The organism is Martinezella tropici, from assembly GCF_003287875.1.
In the GTDB taxonomy this organism is placed as follows: Bacteria; Pseudomonadota; Alphaproteobacteria; order Rhizobiales; family Rhizobiaceae; genus Rhizobium; species Rhizobium tropici_C.
Map to the genome: position 1 here is coordinate 119214 of NZ_QMKK01000030.1, position 19109 is coordinate 138322.

A 19109-nucleotide genomic window follows, 5' to 3' on the forward strand; every position below is an offset into this window, starting at 1 on the left:
GTGAGCATAATTCGCGATACCCCTCTTCCCCAAGCCGGCAAGGCAGTCGGCATCGAAACGCTCGACATGACCATGCGTTTCGGGAGCTTCACAGCGCTCGACCAAGTATCAGTGAGTATTCCTGCAGGTAGCTTCCACGCGCTGCTCGGCGAAAACGGCGCGGGGAAATCGACGCTCGTCAAATGCATCATGGGCTTCTATCACCAGACCTCAGGTTCCCTGTCTGTGGACGGCCGCGAGGTGACGGTCGCCTCCCCGAAGGATGCCGCCACCTACGGCCTCGGCATGGTTTACCAGCATTTCACGTTGGTGCCGTCGCTGACAGGTGCGGAAAATCTCGTCATCAGCCGTGCTGAAGTACCCGCTGTCGTCAACTGGGCCAAAGAGCGCAAGGCGCTTGCCGCCTTCATGGAGCGGATGCCCTTCAAGATCCCGCTCGACCGGCGGGTCAGCGAGCTTGCCGCCGGCGAAAAGCAGAAGCTCGAAATCGTCAAGCAGCTTTATCTCGGCCGCAGCTTTCTCGTGCTTGACGAACCAACCTCCGTGCTGACGCCGGCGGAGGCAGATGAGATGCTCGGCCTGGTGAGGGGCATGACCGAGCGCGGCGAGCTGACCGTTTTGATGATCAGCCACAAATTCCATGAGGTGACGAAATTCGCTGATGCGGTCTCGATCCTGCGACGTGGCAAGCTTGTCGGTGGCGGCAAGGTCGGCGAACTCTCAACGGCGGATATGGCGGCGATGATGATCGGCGACATCAAGCTTGCCGAACTCGACACGCGCGTTCCTGTCACTGATACGGCCAAGCCGGTATTGCAGGTGGACCAGGTCAGGGCGCCCGACCGCTCCGGCCTGAAAACGATCGAGATCGACAAGCTGACGGTGCGTTCCGGTGAGATTGTCGGCATCGCGGGCATTTCCGGCAATGGCCAGAAAGAACTCACGGAAATTCTCGCCGGGCAGCGGCCTACCGAGGCTGGAGCGATCAGCGTCAACGGCGAGATCTATGGTGCGACGCGGCCCGAGACACGAAAGAACAACGTCCGCTTCATTCCGGAAGAGCCGCTGCAGAATGCCTGTGCGCCACGCATGACCGTCAGCGAAAATCTCGCCTTCCGCACCTTCGACCTGACGGAGACCGGCACTGAGGCGATCTGGCTAAACAAAGGCCGGATGAAGAAGCGCGCGACATCGCTGATTTCCGACTTCAAGGTGAAGACGGCATCATCGTCCTCGCCGATCGCGGCCCTTTCCGGCGGCAATGTTCAGCGTGCCGTGCTGGCGCGGGAGCTGACGGGCGACGTTGATCTGTTGATCGTCTCCAATCCCTGCTTCGGCCTCGATTTTTCCGCCGTCGCCGAAATCCGCGCCCGTATCATGCGTGCCCGCAACGCCGGAGCGGCTGTGCTGCTTTTGTCGGAGGATCTCGACGAACTTCTGGAAATGTCGGATCGCATCATGGTGATCTCCGAAGGCAGGCTCGTCTACGAAACACCGGCGCAGACCGCCGATATCTCGGTGATTGGCGCTCATATGGCAGGACATCACGGATGACCGACATCAAGGCTCAACCGTTCCCCTTTCCGCTGCAACGCGAGGCCGTGGCATTGATCGTCATCGACATGCAGCGCGATTTTGCCGAGCCCGGCGGCTTCGGCGCCAGCCTCGGCAATGATGTCAGCCGCATCACGAAGATCATTCCCGACGTGAAACGGCTGATTGCGGGCTTCCGCTTAGCCGGCCTGCCAGTGATCCATACGATGGAATGCCACAGACCTGACCTTTCCGACCTGCCGCCCGCCAAGCGCGACCGCGGCAATCCCTCGCTCAGGATCGGCGATCTCGGACCGATGGGCCGCATCCTGATTGCCGGCGAGCCTGGTACCGCGATCCTTCCCGAGCTCGCACCCATCGATGGCGAGATCATCATCGAAAAACCGGGCAAGGGCGCCTTTTACGCTACCGGACTCGGCGACATCCTGAAGGGTAAGGGCATCAAGCAGCTCGTCTTCGCCGGCGTCACCACGGAGGTCTGCGTCCAGACCACCATGCGCGAGGCCAACGACCGCGGCTATGAATGCCTCCTCGCCGAAGAAGCAACCGAAAGCTATTTCCCCGAGTTCAAAGCCGCGGCCATCGCAATGATCCGAGCGCAGGGCGCTATCGTCGGCTGGACGGCGCATATCGATGACATTCTGGAGGCCATCAACCATGCCTGAAACGACGCGCGAACTGTTGACGGCCGATGGCTGGAAAGAACTGGAATTCGGCCCCTTCCGACCCGACGTGACGATCCACTGGATCCGTCCCTTCGAAGGCGACCAGCCAGGCGTGGCACTGCTGAAATACGAGCCCGGAGCCTCGGTGCCGCGCCATCGCCACGAAGGGCTCGAAACCATCCTGGTGCTCGAGGGCACCCAATCCGACGAGGCCGGCGACTACGGCAGGGGCAGCTATGTGGTGAATGCTGCCGGCACCGAACATTCAGTCTGGAGTGACACCGGTTGCGTCGTGCTCATCCAATGGGACCGGCCGGTCAGAATATTGGAAGAGGAAACTGCGTGATCAGTCCCGCCTTCGACATTTCGTCCCTACATGCCTTCTACGCAGGCGGCGGCACCATTGCTGCGATCATAGAGGCCGTTTTTGCTCGCATTGTCGACATCGACGATCCCGGCATCTTCCTGCACCTTGCCGACAGAAAGAGCCTGTTTGAACAAGCGGCGGCTCTCGGAACTTTTGACCCCACGACAAAACCGCTCTGGGGCATTCCCTTTGCCGTAAAGGACAATATCGACGTGGCCGGCATGCCGACGACCGCTTCGTGCCCCGACTACGCCTATATGCCTGATACCGATGCCACCGTTGTGCGCCTATTGAAAGAGGCCGGCGCTCTGGTGATCGGCAAGACCAATCTCGATCAATTCGCAACTGGGCTCGTCGGTGTCCGTACTCCGTATCCGGTTCCGCGCAATGCCATGGATGCCGATTTGGTGCCAGGCGGATCGAGCTCCGGTTCAGCCGTGGCAACGGCGCAGGGCATCGTCAGCTTCGCGCTCGGCACCGATACTGCCGGATCGGGTCGTATTCCAGCCGGCCTCAACAATATCGTCGGCATGAAACCCAGCCTCGGCGCATTGTCAACAAGCGGTGTCATTCCCGCCTGCCGCACGCTGGATTGCGTTTCAATCTTCGCGCTGACGGTCGGCGACGCCTGGCGGGTGTTCGAGGTTGCCGCATGTCACGATGCCAAGGATGCCTATTCGAAAACCATTCCGGCCAATGGGTTTGGGCAAGCGCCGCCGGTCCTGACCATCGGCGTGCCTGCCAAGGGCGACCGGCTGTTCTTCGGTGACGCCGTCATGGAAGCGGCCTATGACGATGCCTTGCGCATGTTGACGAAACTGGGGCATCGCCTGGTGGAAGTACCGTTTGGCGATTTCTACAAGGTGGCAAACCTGCTTTATGAAGGCGCCTGGGTGGCGGAGCGCTATGCGGCGGTCAAGGATTTCTTCGACGCCAGGGAGGTAAGTTTCCATCCCGTCACGCGCGGGATTTATGGCGGCGCCAAACAGCTTTCGGCCGCGGATGCCTTCAAGGGCCTCTATGCGCTGCAGGCCCTGAAACAGAAGGTTGCTCCACTGATCGCATCGGTTGATCTCTTCTGCGTACCGACCGCGCCGACACATTACACACGTGCCGACCTCGAGGCCGAACCGATCCGCGAAAATTCGCGTCTCGGCACTTACACCAACTTCGTCAATCTGCTCGACATGTGCGGCATCGCCGTGCCGGCGGGCATAAGCAGCGATGGTCGTCCAGCTAGCGTGACCCTGCTGACAACTTCAGGACGCGACGGCCTCACGGCTTCGCTTGCCCGTGACATTCACGCAAGCAGCGGCTTGACGCTCGGCGCAACCGGATGGCTGCAGCCGAAGCCGAACGATACGATCAGCGTTGACGAAGCCGGGCTGATCGACATCGCGGTCGTCGGTGCCCATCTCTCCGGCATGCCGCTGAACGCACAACTCCTTGCTCTCGACAGCCGCTTTCTGCGGAAAGCACGAACATCGGATTGCTATCGGCTTTATGTCTTGCCGGGGCAGATGCCGGCGAAGCCGGGGCTTATTCGTGTTCCGCAGGCGACAGGTGGTCAAATCGATGTCGAGATCTGGCAAATGACGCCGGCCGCGTTCGGCCAATTCGTTGCGGCCATCCCCTCGCCCCTCAGCATCGGCACCCTTCTTTTATCGGATGGCACATCGACCAAGGGATTTCTGGTCGAAGCCGCCGCCGTCGCCGACGCGACAGATATCACGCATTATGGCGGATGGCGCACTTACGCCGCTGCGACGGTGTAAGGCATCGAAGAAGCGCTGATAGTGCGCCACTGCGCATCTAAAGAAATCTTTACCGTGAGCGGATCACAACCAAAATCGATCAAGCGGGTTCAGCGCATGCACGATCTTTTTCTGCAAATCCATTTTTCAGATAAAGACCAAGATAGACCAGTGGCTTACGCAGAACCCCATTATGCAAAGATACGGTGTGACAACGAGCCGCCCGATACGCTCGTTGCCATCCCTGCTGGGTTTCGTCATCGCGCCGCCAGCCCTGTCTTCTGAATTTTCTTCACCTTCGCCTATGTAAATCCGCTCGTCGGCGTCGCACTGGGATGGACATTGCTGGGAGAGCTTCCGGAGACGGCGGCTTGCCTTGGCATGGCGGAAGGCTGTGCGAATTCACGATACCCGTTCCCGGGCCGAATTGTCCTGTAAGCGGTGGCCTTGACCGGAATGGAACCCGGGACCACCGGGTCATTCGACGCCTTCAGTGACGGTTCGCGGTCGCTCCAAAAACGATCTCCCTCAAAAGTGCAAACACTCCCTATTGACGATAGGAGTATATGCTCCTATTTCCATTCGTATAAGAGCATATGCTCTCATGAGCAAAGGAGCGAGATTATGAGTGAGGCTGAGGTACTTGTAAGCGGAGCAACCGGACGGACCGGCGGTGCCGCGATCAATGAATTGCTTAAAATGGGTAAGTCGGTGCGCGCCTATGTGCGTTCGGACGATAAGCGGGCGACGGCCCTTAGGCAGCGGGGGGTTGATATCGCCATCGGCGACTTCACTCATATAGACAACATCCGTGCCGCCATGGAAGGCGTCCGATCAGCCTATTTCCTTCATCCCATCTCACCGGGCATCCTTGACGCTGCCGCCTACTTTGCACAAGCAGCAAAAGAGGCCGGCGTGACTGGAATCGTCAACATGTCGCAGATTTCGGCGCGTCGTGAATCGACGAGCCATGCGGCGCAGGACCATTGGATTTCCGAGCGGGTCTTCGACTGGTCCGGTGTTCCGACAACGCATCTCCGCCCGACCTTCTTTGCCGACTGGCTCGTCTATCCGCATTTTGCCAAGGAGATATGGGGCACGAAAAAGATCGAGTTTCCGTTTGCCGATGGGCGTCACGCACCGATCACGACCGATGATCAGGGGCGGGTGATCGCGCATCTTTTGGCAAATCCGCAGGGGCATGAAGGCAAGGTTTATCCCCTCCATGGACCCATCGAGATGAACCATACCGATATTGCCGCCGCCATGAGCGAAGTGCTTGGCGCAAAGATCGACTATGCGCCGACTTCGATCGACGTGTTCAAGGACAAGATGGAAAATCTCTACAAGTTCCCGCCTTTCCTCGTGCAGCACCTGGTCGAAGTCGCCCAAAACTATCGCGATGGCATCTTTGCGGGCACGAACGATGCCGTCGAGAAAATCACCGGAACGCCAGCACTGTCGGTCCAGCAATTCATCGCCAACAATCGTGCCGCCTTTGCGTGAGCACCGTCGAGGTAAGGAGTTTGAACAATGTCGAATATTCAAGGCGAGCGTCATCCGTTTCTGGACGACCTAACCGCGGACGCGGAGCTGACCAGTTCCGTGCTGCGAGGTCCCGTCATCGGACGCGACGAGATCAAGCTGGCCGTCAACACGGTCGGGACCTTCTACGCTTCGCAGGACCCCACGTTTCTCGAGACCGTCGGTGCGCGCCTTTTTCTTGAATACGAGGCGGTTCTGACAAGCGGGGAGAGGCTGAACGCCACCGTCGTCGTCGATCGCAACTGGGATGGTTCGGTGCCACGCGTCAGTGTGCGAATGAGCCCGCTTGGTGCCGTGTTGTCTCTTGCCGCCAATCTTCGCGAGGCACTGTCCGGCCAGTTGCCGGAAGATCTTTTTCTTTAAACCAGACGCCCGCAGGTGGGTATCGATACCGGATGCCCTGATCTGTGGCTTTAGAGAGGTAATTTATCATGGATGTCACCAACGCCACCGTCTTCATCACCGGAGCTAATCGTGGCCTGGGCCTCGCCTTCGCACGCGAAGCCCGTCGTCGCGGAGCAAAGAAGGTCTATGCCGGCATGCGCAATACGAACGGCTTCGGCGAACCGGGCATCATCCCCGTCCGGATCGATGTCACGGATAAGGCATCGATCGCTGCAGCAGCGGAACTGGCGACGGATACCGATCTGCTGATCAATAACGCCGGCATCGCTACCCTTATCGACGGGCCTCTGGCAAACGATATCGAAGAGCAGTCGCAGCGTCTATTCGATACCAACTATTATGGCGTCGTCCGCGTCACGCAGGCTTTCGAGCCGATCCTGTCGGCCAAGCCGCGGGCTGCCATCATCAACGTGCTATCCGACATCGTGTGGCTCCCGCGGCCCGTTTTGACACCCTATGCTGCATCAAAGGCGGCGGCATGGAGCTTCACGAACCAGCTTCGCTTTCACCTTCAAGATCGTAGCATCCAGGTTCTCGGTCTGCATGTGGGTTTCGTGGATACCGACCTGACCAATGGCATCGATGTGCCAAAAGCGAGCCTGGGGGATGTGGTGCACCAAACCTATGAAGCGCTCGCCGCCGGCAAGAGCGAGGTCATGGCTGACCAGGGAACAGTACTGCTGAAGAGCACACTCGCTGCCGAGGTACCCGGCTATATCATGCCGCCGCCAGGATTGTTCTAAGCGCTAAGATGGTGGAGAAACGCCAAGCCGCGAGCTATGTGATGTGAAGACCTCCGACTTTACATCATACGGCCTGCGGACGACAGTTAGGATTCGAAAGGAAAGCGACATGTTGTCGGCGAACCAACCGCTTGGAATCGATCAATGCAATTGCTCCGCAATGAGAAAGGCGAGCCGACAGATCACACGGCTCTACGATGCCCATCTTGAGCCCGTAGGGCTGCGCATCACGCAATTCCTGATCCTGGCGGCTCTCGACGAAGCTGGCGGTGCCGCTGTCAACGCGCTCGCGGAACGGCTCGATATCGAGCGGACGGCGATGGGGAAGATGGTTGGCTTCCTGGAGCGCGACGGTTTCGTCATGATCAAGCCATCACCCGCGGACGGTCGAGTTCGTATCATTGAACTCACGGACGAAGGCCGACGCTTGCATGAGAGAGCGGCTCCTCTTTGGCAGGATGCGCAGCGAGAATTCGAGCGACTAAATGGTACCACCAAGGTTGCAACGCTCCGGCACAGCCTGAAAGAGATCGTCGTCGGCGACTTGCCGGCCGTCTCATCCGGAGACTGAGCCTTCGGAAGAGACCCGCCACCTTTCATCAGGCGCCATTATGTCGGAGGGGCAGGAGCCTCTGCGCTATCCATCGCGGCTCGATGCGCTGCAGCGAACTCCGACAGCGAACGGAAGTGACCGGCAACTTTCGGAGGATTATCAGGCTGCTTAGTCGCTCCTTGGCCTTCCATCCCAAATCGCCGATCAATCCACACGCTGGTCAGGCCCATTTGCGTGGCCGGTACATGGTCGTGGTATAAACTTTGCGCTACATGCAGGAGCTCGGCTTTTTCAACACCTAGATCTTGCTGCAGCCGCGAGAAAAGAAACCGGAAGTTCTTCGGATCCGGCTTGTAACTGCCAATATCTTCGGCCGTGTAGACGGCGTCAAAGGAAACACCGAGCTTACGTCTCGAGGCGCTGAAGCTTTGGAGATCCACATTGGAAAGCACAATCAGATAGTAGTGTTGTTTTAGATAGGCGAGTGCTTTCGCTGAATCTGGGAACGCCGGCCAATCTGGCACCGAGGCGCCGAATCGTTCGTGCAGATCGGAGTGCGCAGTTAAACCCCAGTGCCGAGCGAGCCTTGCATGAACCACCGCCAAGAGCGTGGCGTAGTTTAGGGATGGTGTCTCGGCTTCCTGTGCCGTCTCAATCTCCCCATAAGTTTCCAGTGCCTCCTTGCGCCCGATTTCACGGCCTCCGGTGCTCAACAATGGCTGCAGGGCGTTCCAGATGCCTGTCTCCCAGTCAATCAGCGTTCCATAGACATCGAAGGACAGGGCCTTAAAACGGGTCAAATCCATATTGTTCATCCTCTCGCGCGGGTCTTCGTAGCGCTACGATAGCGATGGATGCCGGAGAAGAGATGTGCCGGGATTCTGGAAGATCACGCCAAAACTCTGATTTTCACATCAGGAACGCTCCGCACTGCTGGCGACGCGGAATGCGCCTGGCGACATACCAAAACGTCCTTTGAATAGACGGCTGAACGCTGAGACATTCTCATAACCGGCGGCATAGGCAATTTCAGAGATGCTATCGCGTGTGAAGATCAGGCGCTCCACCGCTGCATCAAGCCGTTGGTCTATTTCATACTGTCTGGGAGAACGACCGGTCGCCGCCTTGAACAGCGCATGAAAATGGCTCTGGCTAAGGCCTGCCTCGCGCGCCATGGCACCGACGACTGCCTTATCGTTGCGAGTACCGAGATTGGCCGCAATGCACTCGATCCTGCTCGACGCCTTCGATTGCGGTTTCGGAACCGGCGTCGGACGGATAAGATGCAAGCCGCTTAATGCCAACATTGCGGCATCGTGCGCACAACGCCCATCCGCATCGATTTTAGCGCCGATCTGACGGAAGATGCGCCAAAGCCAGGGCTGCACGTGTGAGACGAAGGGGCCATCTCCTCTCAGCAGAGCCGGCGCGTCTTGCCCTTCGTCTTCCCGAAGTTCGACATCAGCGACTAACAGGTTGCAATCACCGCTTGGTACGAAGTCGTGGGAATATCCCTTAGGGATGACGGCGACTGTCCGCCCTGTGACGATGCCCGATGCCCCCTCCATTGCGACCTTCATCACCCCCTGCAGAGGGACGAGGACTTGCACGTGGTCGTGATAATGGCAGCCGCGACCATGATAACGCCTGACCTCGAGATTAATGTTCAAGACTCTCTCCATGACTCTGCCGTTACCGCGGAGGAAATAGTCAAACTAGCGGTAAGGCAAACGAATAGGCCCAATGTTCTTTCTCCACCTCCGGAGACGCATTATCCGTCGCTATCATGGCACGAGGCCCATGGCAGTACGCACGCCTATCTCATTTCGTCGGGGGAGTTCGTGCCGTCAGCTTGTTTCCGTCAGGGTCGCGAAGATACGCAACGAATGCTCCGTTCGGACGCTCCGTAGGCGGGCTCTCGATCGCCGTGCCGCCATGCTCAGTACCGGCGGCATGCCACGCGCGAACATGGTCGGGGGTCGCGGCGGCTATCCCGATCGTCCCGCCGTTGGCAGCGGTCGCCGGCTTACCGTCGATCGGTGTCGTGATCATCAGCCGGCCCCCCTCGTGCTCGTAGATCAGCCGGCCTCTCGTGTCCATTTCACCGGGCTTGCCCCCCAATGCAACGAAGGTGGCGTCGTAGAAACGTCTGGCGCGCTCCAAGTCGTTGCTGCCGATCATGACGTGCGTGAACATGCTTCATCTCCTGTGGGGATTTTTTGTAAGGACATTCCCTGACGTTTAACGCTCGAAGTTCTTCAAATATTGGGCCGGCGATGCGCCGCGCGCTTTCTTGAACATAGTAATGAACGCAGACACGGATTCATACCCGAGGTCACCCGAAACCCGCTGCACCGTCGCCCCGGCTGCAAGGCTTCGGATTGCGATGATCAATTGCAACTGCTGTCGCCACCGGCCGAAGGTCAAGCCAGTCTCCCGCTGAACAAGACGAGCGAGGGAATTCTCGCTCATTGCCACTCGCTTTGCCCATTGTGCCATCGTACTTCGGTCAGACGGGCTATCGACCAATGCCGATGCGATGCGGTCGAGGCGAGGTTCATCTGTCAGTGGTAAGTGCAGATGTTCCACCGGCATCTGTGATAAAGCCGATAGGAGCAGCGTCGTGATTGTATCGGCATTAGCCGTCGCGATTGGGGATCCGTCAGCCATCTCGATGATGAGCTCTCTGACAAGCGGAGAAAGCGAAAGCGTGCAGCATCGGTCCGGCAGATCGGCGGCGCCTGGCTCGATGAACAGAAAGAACAGACGCGCATTGGCGGTCGCCACGTTGCTGTGCAGCATCCCTGCCGGAACCCAGACGCCGCAATGCGGCGGCACCATCCACATCCCGCTCGGAACACGACATGTCACTCCTCCCCGCGACGCCATGACGAGCTGCCCCTTTCGATGGTGATGCTCGGGTGCCTCGCGTTCGTTCTGCGACACGTCGATCCTCACGGCGTGCGCTCGCGCGGTCGACTTCTCGAGATCCTGGTCGGCGAGGGCTTCAGAAAGGGATAACCGCGCCTGGTGGGATTTAGCGATCATTTGAGAGTATATCTAAATTCATCGAACGGCTTTGTCGATAGAGTCATCCGAAAGAGTTCGGAGAATGACGATGGCAGTTCAAGAGCGCGACCCTCACTGGTGGCTTGATGTTTTATCGAGTGGAATTCGACGGCTTTGGAAGCGCCATGGCAGGCCTTCCATCTTGCCTCGACAATGTGCGCGTGTCGGATCCGGCCGCATCGCCAGTGTGCGAAAGGCCATGAACGCCTTCCTTGTGAATGTCCGCGAGTTACTTTGCCGCTCGTCACCGGCCGCTGCCGCAGTTTCGTGTGCAGATCCGCTTGAAGCCTATATGCACGCCTGCATTGTGGCTCCGTTCTTTTGCTACGTCCCGCCTTCCATCTACGGACTGACTGCCTCCGATGATGAACGGGGCATCGCCCAGGTCGATTCTCACCCGGGAGATGATGTGAGAGCGCTCGATCGGCTGTCACCGCCGGAAACGTGATCTTTTCATTGAAGACATTTCTGGCGGCCATACTTGCCTGAAAGCAGCGGGTTTCGTCGACGCCGGTGAAAAAGGGAGAAGTGCCTTGCACCTCGACGCTCGCCGATAAGCTGAACTCAAGCGACCACTGCCAAGCCCGGGGAAGCGCGCAAGCGGGCTATGTCGCGCGCCGGCGGCTCTCCAAAGTGGCGGCGATATTCGCGAGTGAACTGCGACGGACTTTCGTAACCTACGCGGAAGGCGGCGGTCGTGGCGTCGATGTCCTGGACCAGCATCAGGCTGCGCGCGTCCTGCAGCCTGAGCTGCTTCTGGAATTGCAGCGGCGTCATCGCCGTCACGGCGCGAAAATGCTCGTGCAGGCTCGACGGGCTCATGCCTACTTCCGTGGCAAGCCGCTCGATGCTGAACCGTTCCCGGAAGTTCTGCCCGATCCAGGCAATAGCGCGGCCGACCTGGGCCACCCGACCTTGGCTGGAGGTGATGTTGCGCATCCTGGCGCCGTCCGGGCCGGCGAGCAGACGATAGAGAATTTCCTGCTCGGCAAGCGGCGCGAGCACAGGCAGCGCGGCCGGATCATCGAGCAGGCGCAGCAGGCGTAGGACCGCGTCGAGCAGATCGGTGCCAGCTTCGGACACCGTCTTGCCCATAGGCGGGGATGGCACTCCCGGCGGCGGCGGTACGCGCGACGCCAACTCGCCCAGCATGACCGGATCGAAATCGAGATACAGGCAGAGATAGGGGTTGTCGGGCGTCGCCTCGACCACATGCCCTATCACCGGCAGGTCGTAGGTCACGATTCCATAGCGTCCCGGTGCATATCGGAACACGTGGTCGCCCAGCGTGACCTCCTTGTGTCCCTGCGCGACGAGGCACAGTTGCGGCCGGTAAACATTCGGCATCGGCATCGTCACCGTGGAGGATCGAACAAGCGTCACGCGTTCGATGGGGGTAGCGTGAAAGCCATCCCTCGAGATGTGTCGGGCAATTATAGTCGAGATTTCGGTCAGTATTTCCATGGATGGGACCATCGCACGCGCGCAGCAGGACGGCAATGCGAACCGCGGCTTCTGGAGGATTGGGCAGTAATTCCGGGGCATCAGGCTAACGTTTCAGCGCCACCGCGCATCACAATGTCAGGGTGTCTGGGTCACAGCATACCTGGCCGCGGAACAAGTATGGAGCAAACATGACAATCGATAATCTGAAGACCCCAACGGTCGCACTCGGCACCTGGGCCTGGGGCGACAGCGGCGAGACCGGCAACGGCTACTTCGGCAGCAGCCTCACCCAGGCTGGCCTGGAAGAGGTCGCGGACAGGGCACATGCGGCCGGGTTCACCCTATGGGACACCGCCATCGTGTACGGCATGGGCCGTTCAGAAACCGTGCTCGGGGAGGTACTGAAGCGCTACGCCCGCAGCGGCTACCAGCTCTCCACGAAATTCAACCCGCGGATCGCGGCAACCGGCGACAATCCCGTAGCGGACATGCTGGAGCGAAGCCTGGCCAACCTCGGCACCGACTACATCGACCTCTAATGGATTCACAATCCAGCCGATGTGCCGCGGTGGACTCCGCATCTGATTCCATTGCTGAAAAGCGGGAAAGTCAAACATGTCGGCGTCTCGAATCACAATCTGCGCGAAATCAAGCTCGCCGACCAGATCCTGGGCGAAGCCGGATTCCGGGTCGAAGCCATCCAGAACCACTATAGCCTCCTCTACCGCAGCTGTGAGCATGCTGGCATCCTGGACTACTGCCGCGACCAAGGCATCCCGTTCTTCGCCTATATGGTGCTCGAACAGGGCGCCCTGACCGGCAAGTACAGCCTGGAGAACCCGCTGCCGGAAGGCAGTAGCCGCGCGAAGATCTACAACGGCATGCTGGCTCAGCTGAAGCCCCTGACGGACAAGCTCGCCTCGATCGGAGAGAAGCAGGGTGCGGCAGCGCCCGATATCGCGACGGCATGGGCCATCGCCAAGGGCACGACGCCGATCATCGGCGTCACCAAACCCCATCATGTCGATGGCCTGGTCCGAGCCAGCGGCATTACCCTCACCGGCGACGACATTGCAGAACTGGAAACCCTTGCTGACGCCGCTAACGTGAATACGCGCGGCTTCTGGGAACAGGAGATGTAGGTCCGCGGCTCCGCTGTCAGAAGATTTCGGAGCCGCTCCGAAAGGCGCACGTCGCTCGCGCTGAAGAGGCCTCAGTGCGAGCGGCCTGCACAAGGTGCTGCGATCGGTGGCAGCAAAGATCTATTCAGCCGCCACCACGTGCCTGCTCTTCAGCACTGCCACCGAAAGGAGGAAGACGATGGCCGCGCAGATAGCGATGACGACCACCATCGGTCTCGCCGTACCGTCCATGAACATGCCACTGACGCCGACCACCAGCGCCGATGTCATGAACTGGACGGTCCCCATCATCGCCGAGGCCGTGCCAGCGATGCGACCATGGTGTTCAAGCGCCAGTACCGCCGCATTCGGCACGATCATTCCAAGGAAAGCGTAGCCCGCAAACAGGAAGGCCGCCATGATGTCGAGGTGATCGACTCCACCGGCCATCAGGACAGCCAGCGCCACCATCGTCAGCGCATAACCAGAAACCGCGCCGCGGATTACCTTGCGCAAACCAATCCGGCGGGCAAGCCAGCCATTCATCTGCGACATGCCGATGAAGCCAATGGCATTCACCGAAAAGACCACGCTGTAAAAGCTCGGAGAGAGCCCGTAATGGCCGATGAGTACGAAGGAGGAGTTGGCGACATAGATCATGTAGCTCGACATGCCGAAGGAGGCCATCAGCACCAGACCGAGATAATACGGGTCCCTAAGGAGTGTTCCATAGGCTTTCAATGCTCCGCCGAGGCTGCTTTCACTGCGCGCCGCAACCGGACGGGTCTCCTCAAGAAAAAAGCGACCCGCGACGAAGCCGACAGCGCCGGCGAAGACCATGACCCAAAAGATCAGCCGCCAGTTCCCGAACACTGTCACGATGCTGCCCGCGAGCGGCGCCAGGATGGGGGAGATACTGAAGACCAGCATAAGCCGCGACATCAGTTGCGCGGCGGCGGCCCCCGTATGCAGGTCGCGCACGATGGCACGGGCAATCACGACGCCGGCACAGGCGCCGGTGCCCTGAATGAAACGGAAGGCGACCAGCCAGCTGATATCGCTGGAGAGCGCGCAGCCGATCGCGCCGAGGATGTAGAGCGCCAGGCCGACATACAGAGGGCGCTTGCGGCCAAACATGTCCGACAGTGGCCCATAGACAATCTGCGACACGGCCATGGCGGCGAAGAAGGAAATCAGGCTCGCCTGAACTGCATGGCTGTCAGCGTGAAGATCCAGACTGATCGTCGGCAACGCGGGTAGATACATGTCGAGGGCAAAGAGACCCACGGCTGAAAGAAGGCCAAGGACGATGGCATGGTGGGAGCCGCCGGCTCCAGGGGATGAAACGGAATCCTTGCTTTGCACGGAAAAAACCTTTCCCGCACACCATTCCCCGGACGAAGCAAAGTCTCATACAAAAAGCATGTGACGGGGATTGAGTGGGCGATTATAGATGGGACGGCGGAAAGACGGAGATGGTTCCAACGCATAGCTCGTCATTCCTGTAAAATATTTTGGACAGTATTGTCCAATTGGTCAAGTCCTATATGGTGGTGTCATGAAAACTTCGCCCGCAGTGGCTTCTTCCGAGACAGAGAGTCCGCCCGCCACCAGCAAACGTCAGGCAATCCTCAACGCGGCCGCCGACGTTTTTGCCGAGGACGGGTTTGCGGCCGCGAGCATCGATGCCATCGCGGCAAGAGCCGGCGTGTCGCGTCAGACGGTGTACAATCAACTCGGCGACAAGGATAATCTGTTCAAGGTTGTGGTTGCGGAGATCACCGAGAAATCGAGCGCAGGTTTCTTTCGGGTGTTGGACACATTTCCCGTCGCACCTGTCGATCTCGAAAAGGAACTGACTGAATTTTCAGCGCTTCTCCTGCGCAAAGCGGTTTGCGATCCGAATGGCCGCTGGCTGCGCAAGCTCGTCGAAACCGAGGGCAGCAGATTTCCCGAACTGTTTGAGACCTGGAAGGAATACGGACCCGGCAAGAAATATCCCGCCATCGCGGCTCGCCTGGCGCAGCTCGCACTGGCAGGTCATCTGGACATAGAGGATCCGGCACTTGCCGCGCGTCAGTATATGGCGCTGCTCGCAACAGATCTGCGGATCAACCAGCAGATCGGCCGCCCGACGCCAGAGGAAGAAGTCGACCGTATGGCAAGGGAGGCAACGAAGACCTTCCTGCGCGCATTCGGCAAGCGCTGACGGCATCGCGGCCGCAGTATCGTGGCATCGCAGCGCAATGTCGGAGAAGAAGTCGGCGCGCTGATTTCAGGTCTCGGCTTCGAGATCGTATCTGTGACAGCAGCCTCCGCTCGCCGGGTCGCCGACGCTTATGGTCGATGGGGCAAAGGCTTTCATCCAGCTACGCTGAACCATGGCGATTGCTTTTCCTATGAAGTCGCAAAAGAGCATGATTGTCCGCTGCTTTATGTTGGCGAGGATTTCGTGCGGACTGACGTGCGCCCAGCTCTTTAGCAGCTCTATCAATGGGGATGGATTAGACTTCGTGCTGGCAAGCATCGCGATGTTGCAGATCAGCCGGCAGCGAGTCAGCCAACCAAGGGGCGCCGCTAAGTCCGAGCGTTAATTTCGATGCGGATCCCCCAATCTGGCAAAACTCATTCCGTCAACGTGACGTAGCGGATGTCAGAACTTCCGCGATATTTGCGCTTGCAATCTCAGTTGACCAAACCCGGCAAGCCGTATATGAGTGAGACAGGTCTGTATCATATAGAGCTTCATCATGCCGCTCCGCGCCGACGCTGCCGAAAAGCGCCAACACATCGTTGAAACCGCCTACCGCCTTTTCAAACGCGACGGCTTCCATGCCACCGGCATAGACAAGATCATCGCCGAGGCCGAGGTCGCCAAGATGACCATGTATCGGCACTTTCCGAGCAAGGACGGGCTGATCGTCGAGGTTCTGGACTGGCGCGCGGAACGGTTCAAGCGGCAGCTCGACCGGCTGTCGGAAGCGGCGATGACGCCGCACGAAAAGATCACAGCGGTTTTTGACTGGCACGAACGCTGGTTCGATAGTTCCAATTTTCACGGTTGTCTGTTCCAGCACGCCCTTGCCGAGTTCGGGGAGCCAGCCCATGCCGTGTTCGAAGCGGTCACGCGACAAAAGCACGATCTGCGACAGCGGCTCCGAGACATTCTGGCGCAATCTCTACCGCCTGATCGCGCCGAGCACGTTGCAACAACGCTGTTCATGCTGATCGAAGGCGCAACGGTGCTCGCCCATATGGGGCAAGGCAAAGCCGCGATCGTCAGCGCCCGAAGGGCTGCGGCCGATGTTCTAGCGTCAGCGGGACTGGCTCAATGAGCGCGGTTGTCATCGGCCTTGCCCTGTTCGCCGCGATCCTGCACGCGGCATGGAACGCCTTCTTGCGCAACGGGGGCGATCGGCTGTGGACCGTGACAGTCATGAGCTTCGCAAGCACGGTTTTCGCGCTTCCGTTCCTATTCATCTACCCTATGCCGGTGCTGGGCGCCTGGCTTTACATCGTTCTTTCGGCGGTTCTTCAGGTTGGATACAGCGTTTTCCTCGTTGCGGCCTATCGTAACGGCGAGTTGGGACAGGTCTATCCGATCGTGCGAGGAACCGTGCCATTGCTGGTGACATCAGGCGGCTTCATCATCACTGGCGACGAGCTCAATCTCTACCAGATTGCCGGCGTCGTCCTTGTGGCCGTGGGAATTATGAGCCTGGCGCTAGGGAAAGGGCGAGCCTCCACCTCGTCCATTTTATTCGCGCTGGCGACGGGTGCGATCATCGCCGCCTATGCGACCGTCGATTCCATCGGAGTGCGGCAAACCGGACGAAGCGGGGCCTACACGGCTTGGGTGCTTGTCCTCTATGGAGCATTTCTGCCGATGGCGTTTATCTTCCTGCGTCGGCGGCTCGTGGTCGATTTTCGTGCAGCCGACACATGGAAGGCGCTTGGGGCGGGCTGGTCGCGATGGTCGCCTATGGCGTCGTGGTTGCGGCCTTTGGCCTCGGGCCGGCCGGCCCAATCACGGCGCTGCGGGAAACGAGTGTTGTATTTGCTGTTCTGCTTGGCTGGATGTTTCTCGGTGAAGCCCTGACCGCTCGGCGTACTCTCGCCTGCATCATTGTTGCTGCCGGCGCAATCCTGCTTGGGCGTTGAATCCCGTCGCGAGATTCCCCCACACCGTCCAAAAATACCGATTGGATTTGGGAGTGGCGAACCGGCTCTTCGAGTTATCCTGTTTGGGCGCTACGCTGTCGGACAGGTCCTCCTCAGCACTTGCCGTTGCTGCCCTGCAGAAATGCCCCTCCCCGGCCACCGAAATCGTTAGTTGCCGTAACTTCGCGAACTGTCCTTTCCATATGTGCGACATAGCAACGATTGCCACTTGCAATGTTTATAAAAATGTATTTCACTAAACATATTGCTAAACATGAGGATTGAGGAATTCATGTAGGCATTCTCTGACATTGGTGGACTTGCGTGGTCGGCGGGGAGCCGGCCTTTGGTTCTGGGAGGAACTCATGCAGAAGACATTGAAAGCCCTTCTCGGGCTGGGCTCGGCGTTTGCCATGTCGCTGGCGCTGCCCAATATTGCAAAAGCCGATCAATTGACGCTGTGCTGGGCCGCCTGGGATCCTGCAAACGCACTCGTCGAGCTGTCGAAAGACTTCACCGCCAAGACCGGAACGGAAATGAAATTCGAGTTTGTCCCATGGACGAGCTATGCGGATCGTTTCCTCAACGAATTGAATTCGCATGGAAAGCTCTGCGATCTGATCATCGGCGACAGCCAGTGGATCGGCGGATCGGCGGAAAACGGCCACTACGTCAAACTCAACGACTTCTTCGACAAGGAAGGCATCAAGATGGATGACTTCGTGCCGGCGACGGTCGTCGGTTACTCGGAATGGCCGAAGAACACCCCGAACTACTGGGCGTTGCCTGCCATGGGGGACGTGGTTGGCTGGACTTACCGCAAAGACTGGTTCGAGCGGCCGGAACTGCAGAAGGAATTCAAGGAGAAGTATGGTCGGGATCTCGCAGCCCCGAAGACTTACGATGAGCTGAAGCAGATCGCCGAATTCTTCCAAAAGCGTCAGATCGACGGCAAGACCGTCTACGGCGCTTCGATCTACACCGAGCGCGGCTCTGAAGGCATCACGATGGGCGTAACCAACGTGCTCTATGACTGGGGCTTCCAATACGACAACCCGGACAAACCCTATGAAATGAATGGCTTCGTGAATTCTCCGGATGCGGTAAAAGGCCTGGAATTTTACAAGTCGCTCTATGATTGCTGCACGCCGCCCGGCAGCTCCAACGTTTACATGGTGGAGTCCGCCGATGCCTTCAAATCCGGCCAAGTCGCGATGCAGATGAACTTCGCCTTCACCTGGCCGGGTCTCTACAAGGACGAAAAGGTCGGTGGCGACAGGATCGGTTTCTTCCCCAATCCAGCTGAAAAGAAGCATTTCGCACAGCTTGGCGGACAGGGCATCTCGGTTGTCTCCTATTCCAACAAGAGGGACGCCGCTCTGCAATACATCAAGTGGTTCGCCCAGCCTGACGTCCAGGCCAAATGGTGGAAACTCGGCGGCTACTCCTGCCTGAAATCGGTCGTGAACGCCCCGGACTTTGCCTCCAGCCAGCCCTATGCCCAGGCATTCCTCGACTCGATGGCAATCGTGAAGGATTTCTGGGCCGAGCCGAGCTACGCAACCCTTCTCCAAGACATGCAGAAGCGTGTCCATAACTATGTCGTGGCCGGCAACGGCACCGCTAAAGAGGCGCTCGATGGCCTCGTGAAGGACTGGAGCGAGGTCTTCAAGGACGACGGCAAGATCTAGTGTCCACCTGGACGCACAGCATCCTTACCCGAATG

Annotated in this window: 17 protein-coding genes and 3 pseudogenes; 14 read left to right on the forward strand and 6 right to left on the reverse strand. The window is 58.9% G+C overall.

All coding sequences use genetic code 11. The features are described from left to right. The 8 genes from DQ393_RS12050 (at position 1) to DQ393_RS12085 (ending at position 7604) form a co-directional block, all read left to right on the forward strand. Positions 1-1554, forward strand: a complete 1554-nt coding sequence (locus DQ393_RS12050; protein ID WP_112342018.1) for an ABC transporter ATP-binding protein — start codon at positions 1-3, stop codon at positions 1552-1554. Then, a complete protein-coding gene (locus tag DQ393_RS12055) occupies positions 1551-2219 on the forward strand; it encodes a cysteine hydrolase family protein (protein WP_112342019.1) in 669 nt (222 codons plus the stop codon). The genes DQ393_RS12050 and DQ393_RS12055 overlap by 4 nt, the downstream gene beginning before the upstream one ends. Then, positions 2212-2565 carry a cupin domain-containing protein gene (locus DQ393_RS12060; protein WP_112342020.1) on the forward strand — a complete coding sequence of 118 codons (354 nt, stop codon included), beginning with the start codon at positions 2212-2214 and terminating at the stop codon, positions 2563-2565. The genes DQ393_RS12055 and DQ393_RS12060 overlap by 8 nt, the downstream gene beginning before the upstream one ends. After that, positions 2523-4361, forward strand: coding sequence for an allophanate hydrolase (atzF, locus tag DQ393_RS12065; RefSeq protein WP_112342021.1), 1839 nt, complete (start codon positions 2523-2525; stop codon positions 4359-4361). The genes DQ393_RS12060 and atzF overlap by 43 nt, the downstream gene beginning before the upstream one ends. A gap of 603 nt (positions 4362-4964) precedes the next feature. Next, positions 4965-5846: an NmrA family NAD(P)-binding protein gene (locus DQ393_RS12070; RefSeq protein WP_112342022.1), complete on the forward strand. Its 882-nt coding sequence runs from the start codon at positions 4965-4967 to the stop codon at positions 5844-5846. A gap of 27 nt (positions 5847-5873) precedes the next feature. Then, positions 5874-6248 (forward strand): hypothetical protein, encoded by a 375-nt coding sequence (locus DQ393_RS12075; protein ID WP_112342023.1) that lies wholly within the window; start codon positions 5874-5876, stop codon positions 6246-6248. 68 nt (positions 6249-6316) lie between these two features. Next, on the forward strand, positions 6317-7033 hold the full coding sequence (locus DQ393_RS12080) for an SDR family oxidoreductase (protein ID WP_112342024.1): 717 nt from the start codon (positions 6317-6319) through the stop codon (positions 7031-7033). A gap of 109 nt (positions 7034-7142) precedes the next feature. Continuing rightward, positions 7143-7604: a MarR family winged helix-turn-helix transcriptional regulator gene (locus DQ393_RS12085; protein WP_112342025.1), complete on the forward strand. Its 462-nt coding sequence runs from the start codon at positions 7143-7145 to the stop codon at positions 7602-7604. Positions 7605-7642: 38 nt separating this feature from the next. On the opposite strand, the gene DQ393_RS12090 is transcribed toward DQ393_RS12085, so the two are convergent. The 5 genes from DQ393_RS12090 to DQ393_RS12115 form a co-directional block, all read right to left on the reverse strand. Further along, on the reverse strand, positions 7643-8392 hold the full coding sequence (locus DQ393_RS12090) for a haloacid dehalogenase type II (protein ID WP_112342026.1): 750 nt from the start codon (positions 8390-8392) through the stop codon (positions 7643-7645). A gap of 108 nt (positions 8393-8500) precedes the next feature. After that, positions 8501-9256: a helix-turn-helix transcriptional regulator gene (locus DQ393_RS12095; RefSeq protein WP_181592329.1), complete on the reverse strand. Its 756-nt coding sequence runs from the start codon at positions 9254-9256 to the stop codon at positions 8501-8503. Between the two features lie 151 nt (positions 9257-9407). Next, complete coding sequence (locus DQ393_RS12100; protein WP_112342028.1) at positions 9408-9782, reverse strand: VOC family protein; 375 nt, start codon at positions 9780-9782, stop codon at positions 9408-9410. Positions 9783-9827: 45 nt separating this feature from the next. Next, positions 9828-10634, reverse strand: coding sequence for an AraC family transcriptional regulator (locus DQ393_RS12105; RefSeq protein WP_112342029.1), 807 nt, complete (start codon positions 10632-10634; stop codon positions 9828-9830). Positions 10635-11219: 585 nt separating this feature from the next. Then, on the reverse strand, positions 11220-12119 hold the full coding sequence (locus tag DQ393_RS12115; protein ID WP_112342031.1) for an AraC family transcriptional regulator: 900 nt from the start codon (positions 12117-12119) through the stop codon (positions 11220-11222). Positions 12120-12289: 170 nt separating this feature from the next. Here DQ393_RS12115 and DQ393_RS12120 point away from each other — a divergent pair. Further along, positions 12290-13243: pseudogene (locus tag DQ393_RS12120) on the forward strand (aldo/keto reductase). A 120-nt stretch (positions 13244-13363) separates the two neighbouring features. Here the strand turns inward: DQ393_RS12120 and DQ393_RS12125 are convergent. Further along, complete coding sequence (locus DQ393_RS12125) at positions 13364-14587, reverse strand: multidrug effflux MFS transporter (protein ID WP_112342032.1); 1224 nt, start codon at positions 14585-14587, stop codon at positions 13364-13366. Positions 14588-14780: 193 nt separating this feature from the next. Here DQ393_RS12125 and DQ393_RS12130 point away from each other — a divergent pair, with 193 nt between their 5' ends. The 5 genes and pseudogenes from DQ393_RS12130 to DQ393_RS12150 all read left to right on the forward strand — a co-directional run bounded on the left by DQ393_RS12130 (position 14781) and on the right by DQ393_RS12150 (position 19074). Then, the gene (locus tag DQ393_RS12130) at positions 14781-15431 is read left to right on the forward strand and encodes a TetR/AcrR family transcriptional regulator (RefSeq protein ID WP_112342033.1); all 651 of its coding nucleotides are present in this window, start codon (positions 14781-14783) and stop codon (positions 15429-15431) included. A gap of 18 nt (positions 15432-15449) precedes the next feature. Next, positions 15450-15704 (forward strand): annotated as a pseudogene (locus tag DQ393_RS12135) (PIN domain-containing protein); the annotation flags it as partial. 268 nt (positions 15705-15972) lie between these two features. Continuing rightward, entirely contained in the window at positions 15973-16557 is a 585-nt protein-coding gene (locus DQ393_RS12140; protein ID WP_112342034.1) for a TetR/AcrR family transcriptional regulator, read from the forward strand. Continuing rightward, a pseudogene (locus DQ393_RS12145) lies at positions 16554-17383 on the forward strand (EamA family transporter). The gene DQ393_RS12140 and the pseudogene DQ393_RS12145 overlap by 4 nt, the downstream one beginning before the upstream one ends. Before the next feature lie 365 nt (positions 17384-17748). Continuing rightward, positions 17749-19074 (forward strand): ABC transporter substrate-binding protein, encoded by a 1326-nt coding sequence (locus tag DQ393_RS12150; RefSeq protein ID WP_112342035.1) that lies wholly within the window; start codon positions 17749-17751, stop codon positions 19072-19074. Positions 19075-19109 lie beyond the last annotated feature (35 nt).

Coding starts and splice junctions, on each gene's coding strand:
- DQ393_RS12090 (WP_112342026.1), bottom strand. CDS start 8,392: ATGGATTTGACCCGTTTTAAGGCCCTGTCCTTCGATGTCTATGGAACG.
- DQ393_RS12055 (WP_112342019.1), top strand. CDS start 1,551: ATGACCGACATCAAGGCTCAACCGTTCCCCTTTCCGCTGCAACGCGAG.
- atzF (WP_112342021.1), top strand. CDS start 2,523: ATGGGACCGGCCGGTCAGAATATTGGAAGAGGAAACTGCGTGATCAGT.
- DQ393_RS12080 (WP_112342024.1), top strand. CDS start 6,317: ATGGATGTCACCAACGCCACCGTCTTCATCACCGGAGCTAATCGTGGC.
- DQ393_RS12075 (WP_112342023.1), top strand. CDS start 5,874: ATGTCGAATATTCAAGGCGAGCGTCATCCGTTTCTGGACGACCTAACC.
- DQ393_RS12060 (WP_112342020.1), top strand. CDS start 2,212: ATGCCTGAAACGACGCGCGAACTGTTGACGGCCGATGGCTGGAAAGAA.
- DQ393_RS12070 (WP_112342022.1), top strand. CDS start 4,965: ATGAGTGAGGCTGAGGTACTTGTAAGCGGAGCAACCGGACGGACCGGC.
- DQ393_RS12115 (WP_112342031.1), bottom strand. CDS start 12,119: ATGGAAATACTGACCGAAATCTCGACTATAATTGCCCGACACATCTCG.
- DQ393_RS12150 (WP_112342035.1), top strand. CDS start 17,749: ATGCAGAAGACATTGAAAGCCCTTCTCGGGCTGGGCTCGGCGTTTGCC.
- DQ393_RS12085 (WP_112342025.1), top strand. CDS start 7,143: ATGTTGTCGGCGAACCAACCGCTTGGAATCGATCAATGCAATTGCTCC.
- DQ393_RS12105 (WP_112342029.1), bottom strand. CDS start 10,634: ATGATCGCTAAATCCCACCAGGCGCGGTTATCCCTTTCTGAAGCCCTC.
- DQ393_RS12100 (WP_112342028.1), bottom strand. CDS start 9,782: ATGTTCACGCACGTCATGATCGGCAGCAACGACTTGGAGCGCGCCAGA.
- DQ393_RS12130 (WP_112342033.1), top strand. CDS start 14,781: ATGAAAACTTCGCCCGCAGTGGCTTCTTCCGAGACAGAGAGTCCGCCC.
- DQ393_RS12140 (WP_112342034.1), top strand. CDS start 15,973: ATGCCGCTCCGCGCCGACGCTGCCGAAAAGCGCCAACACATCGTTGAA.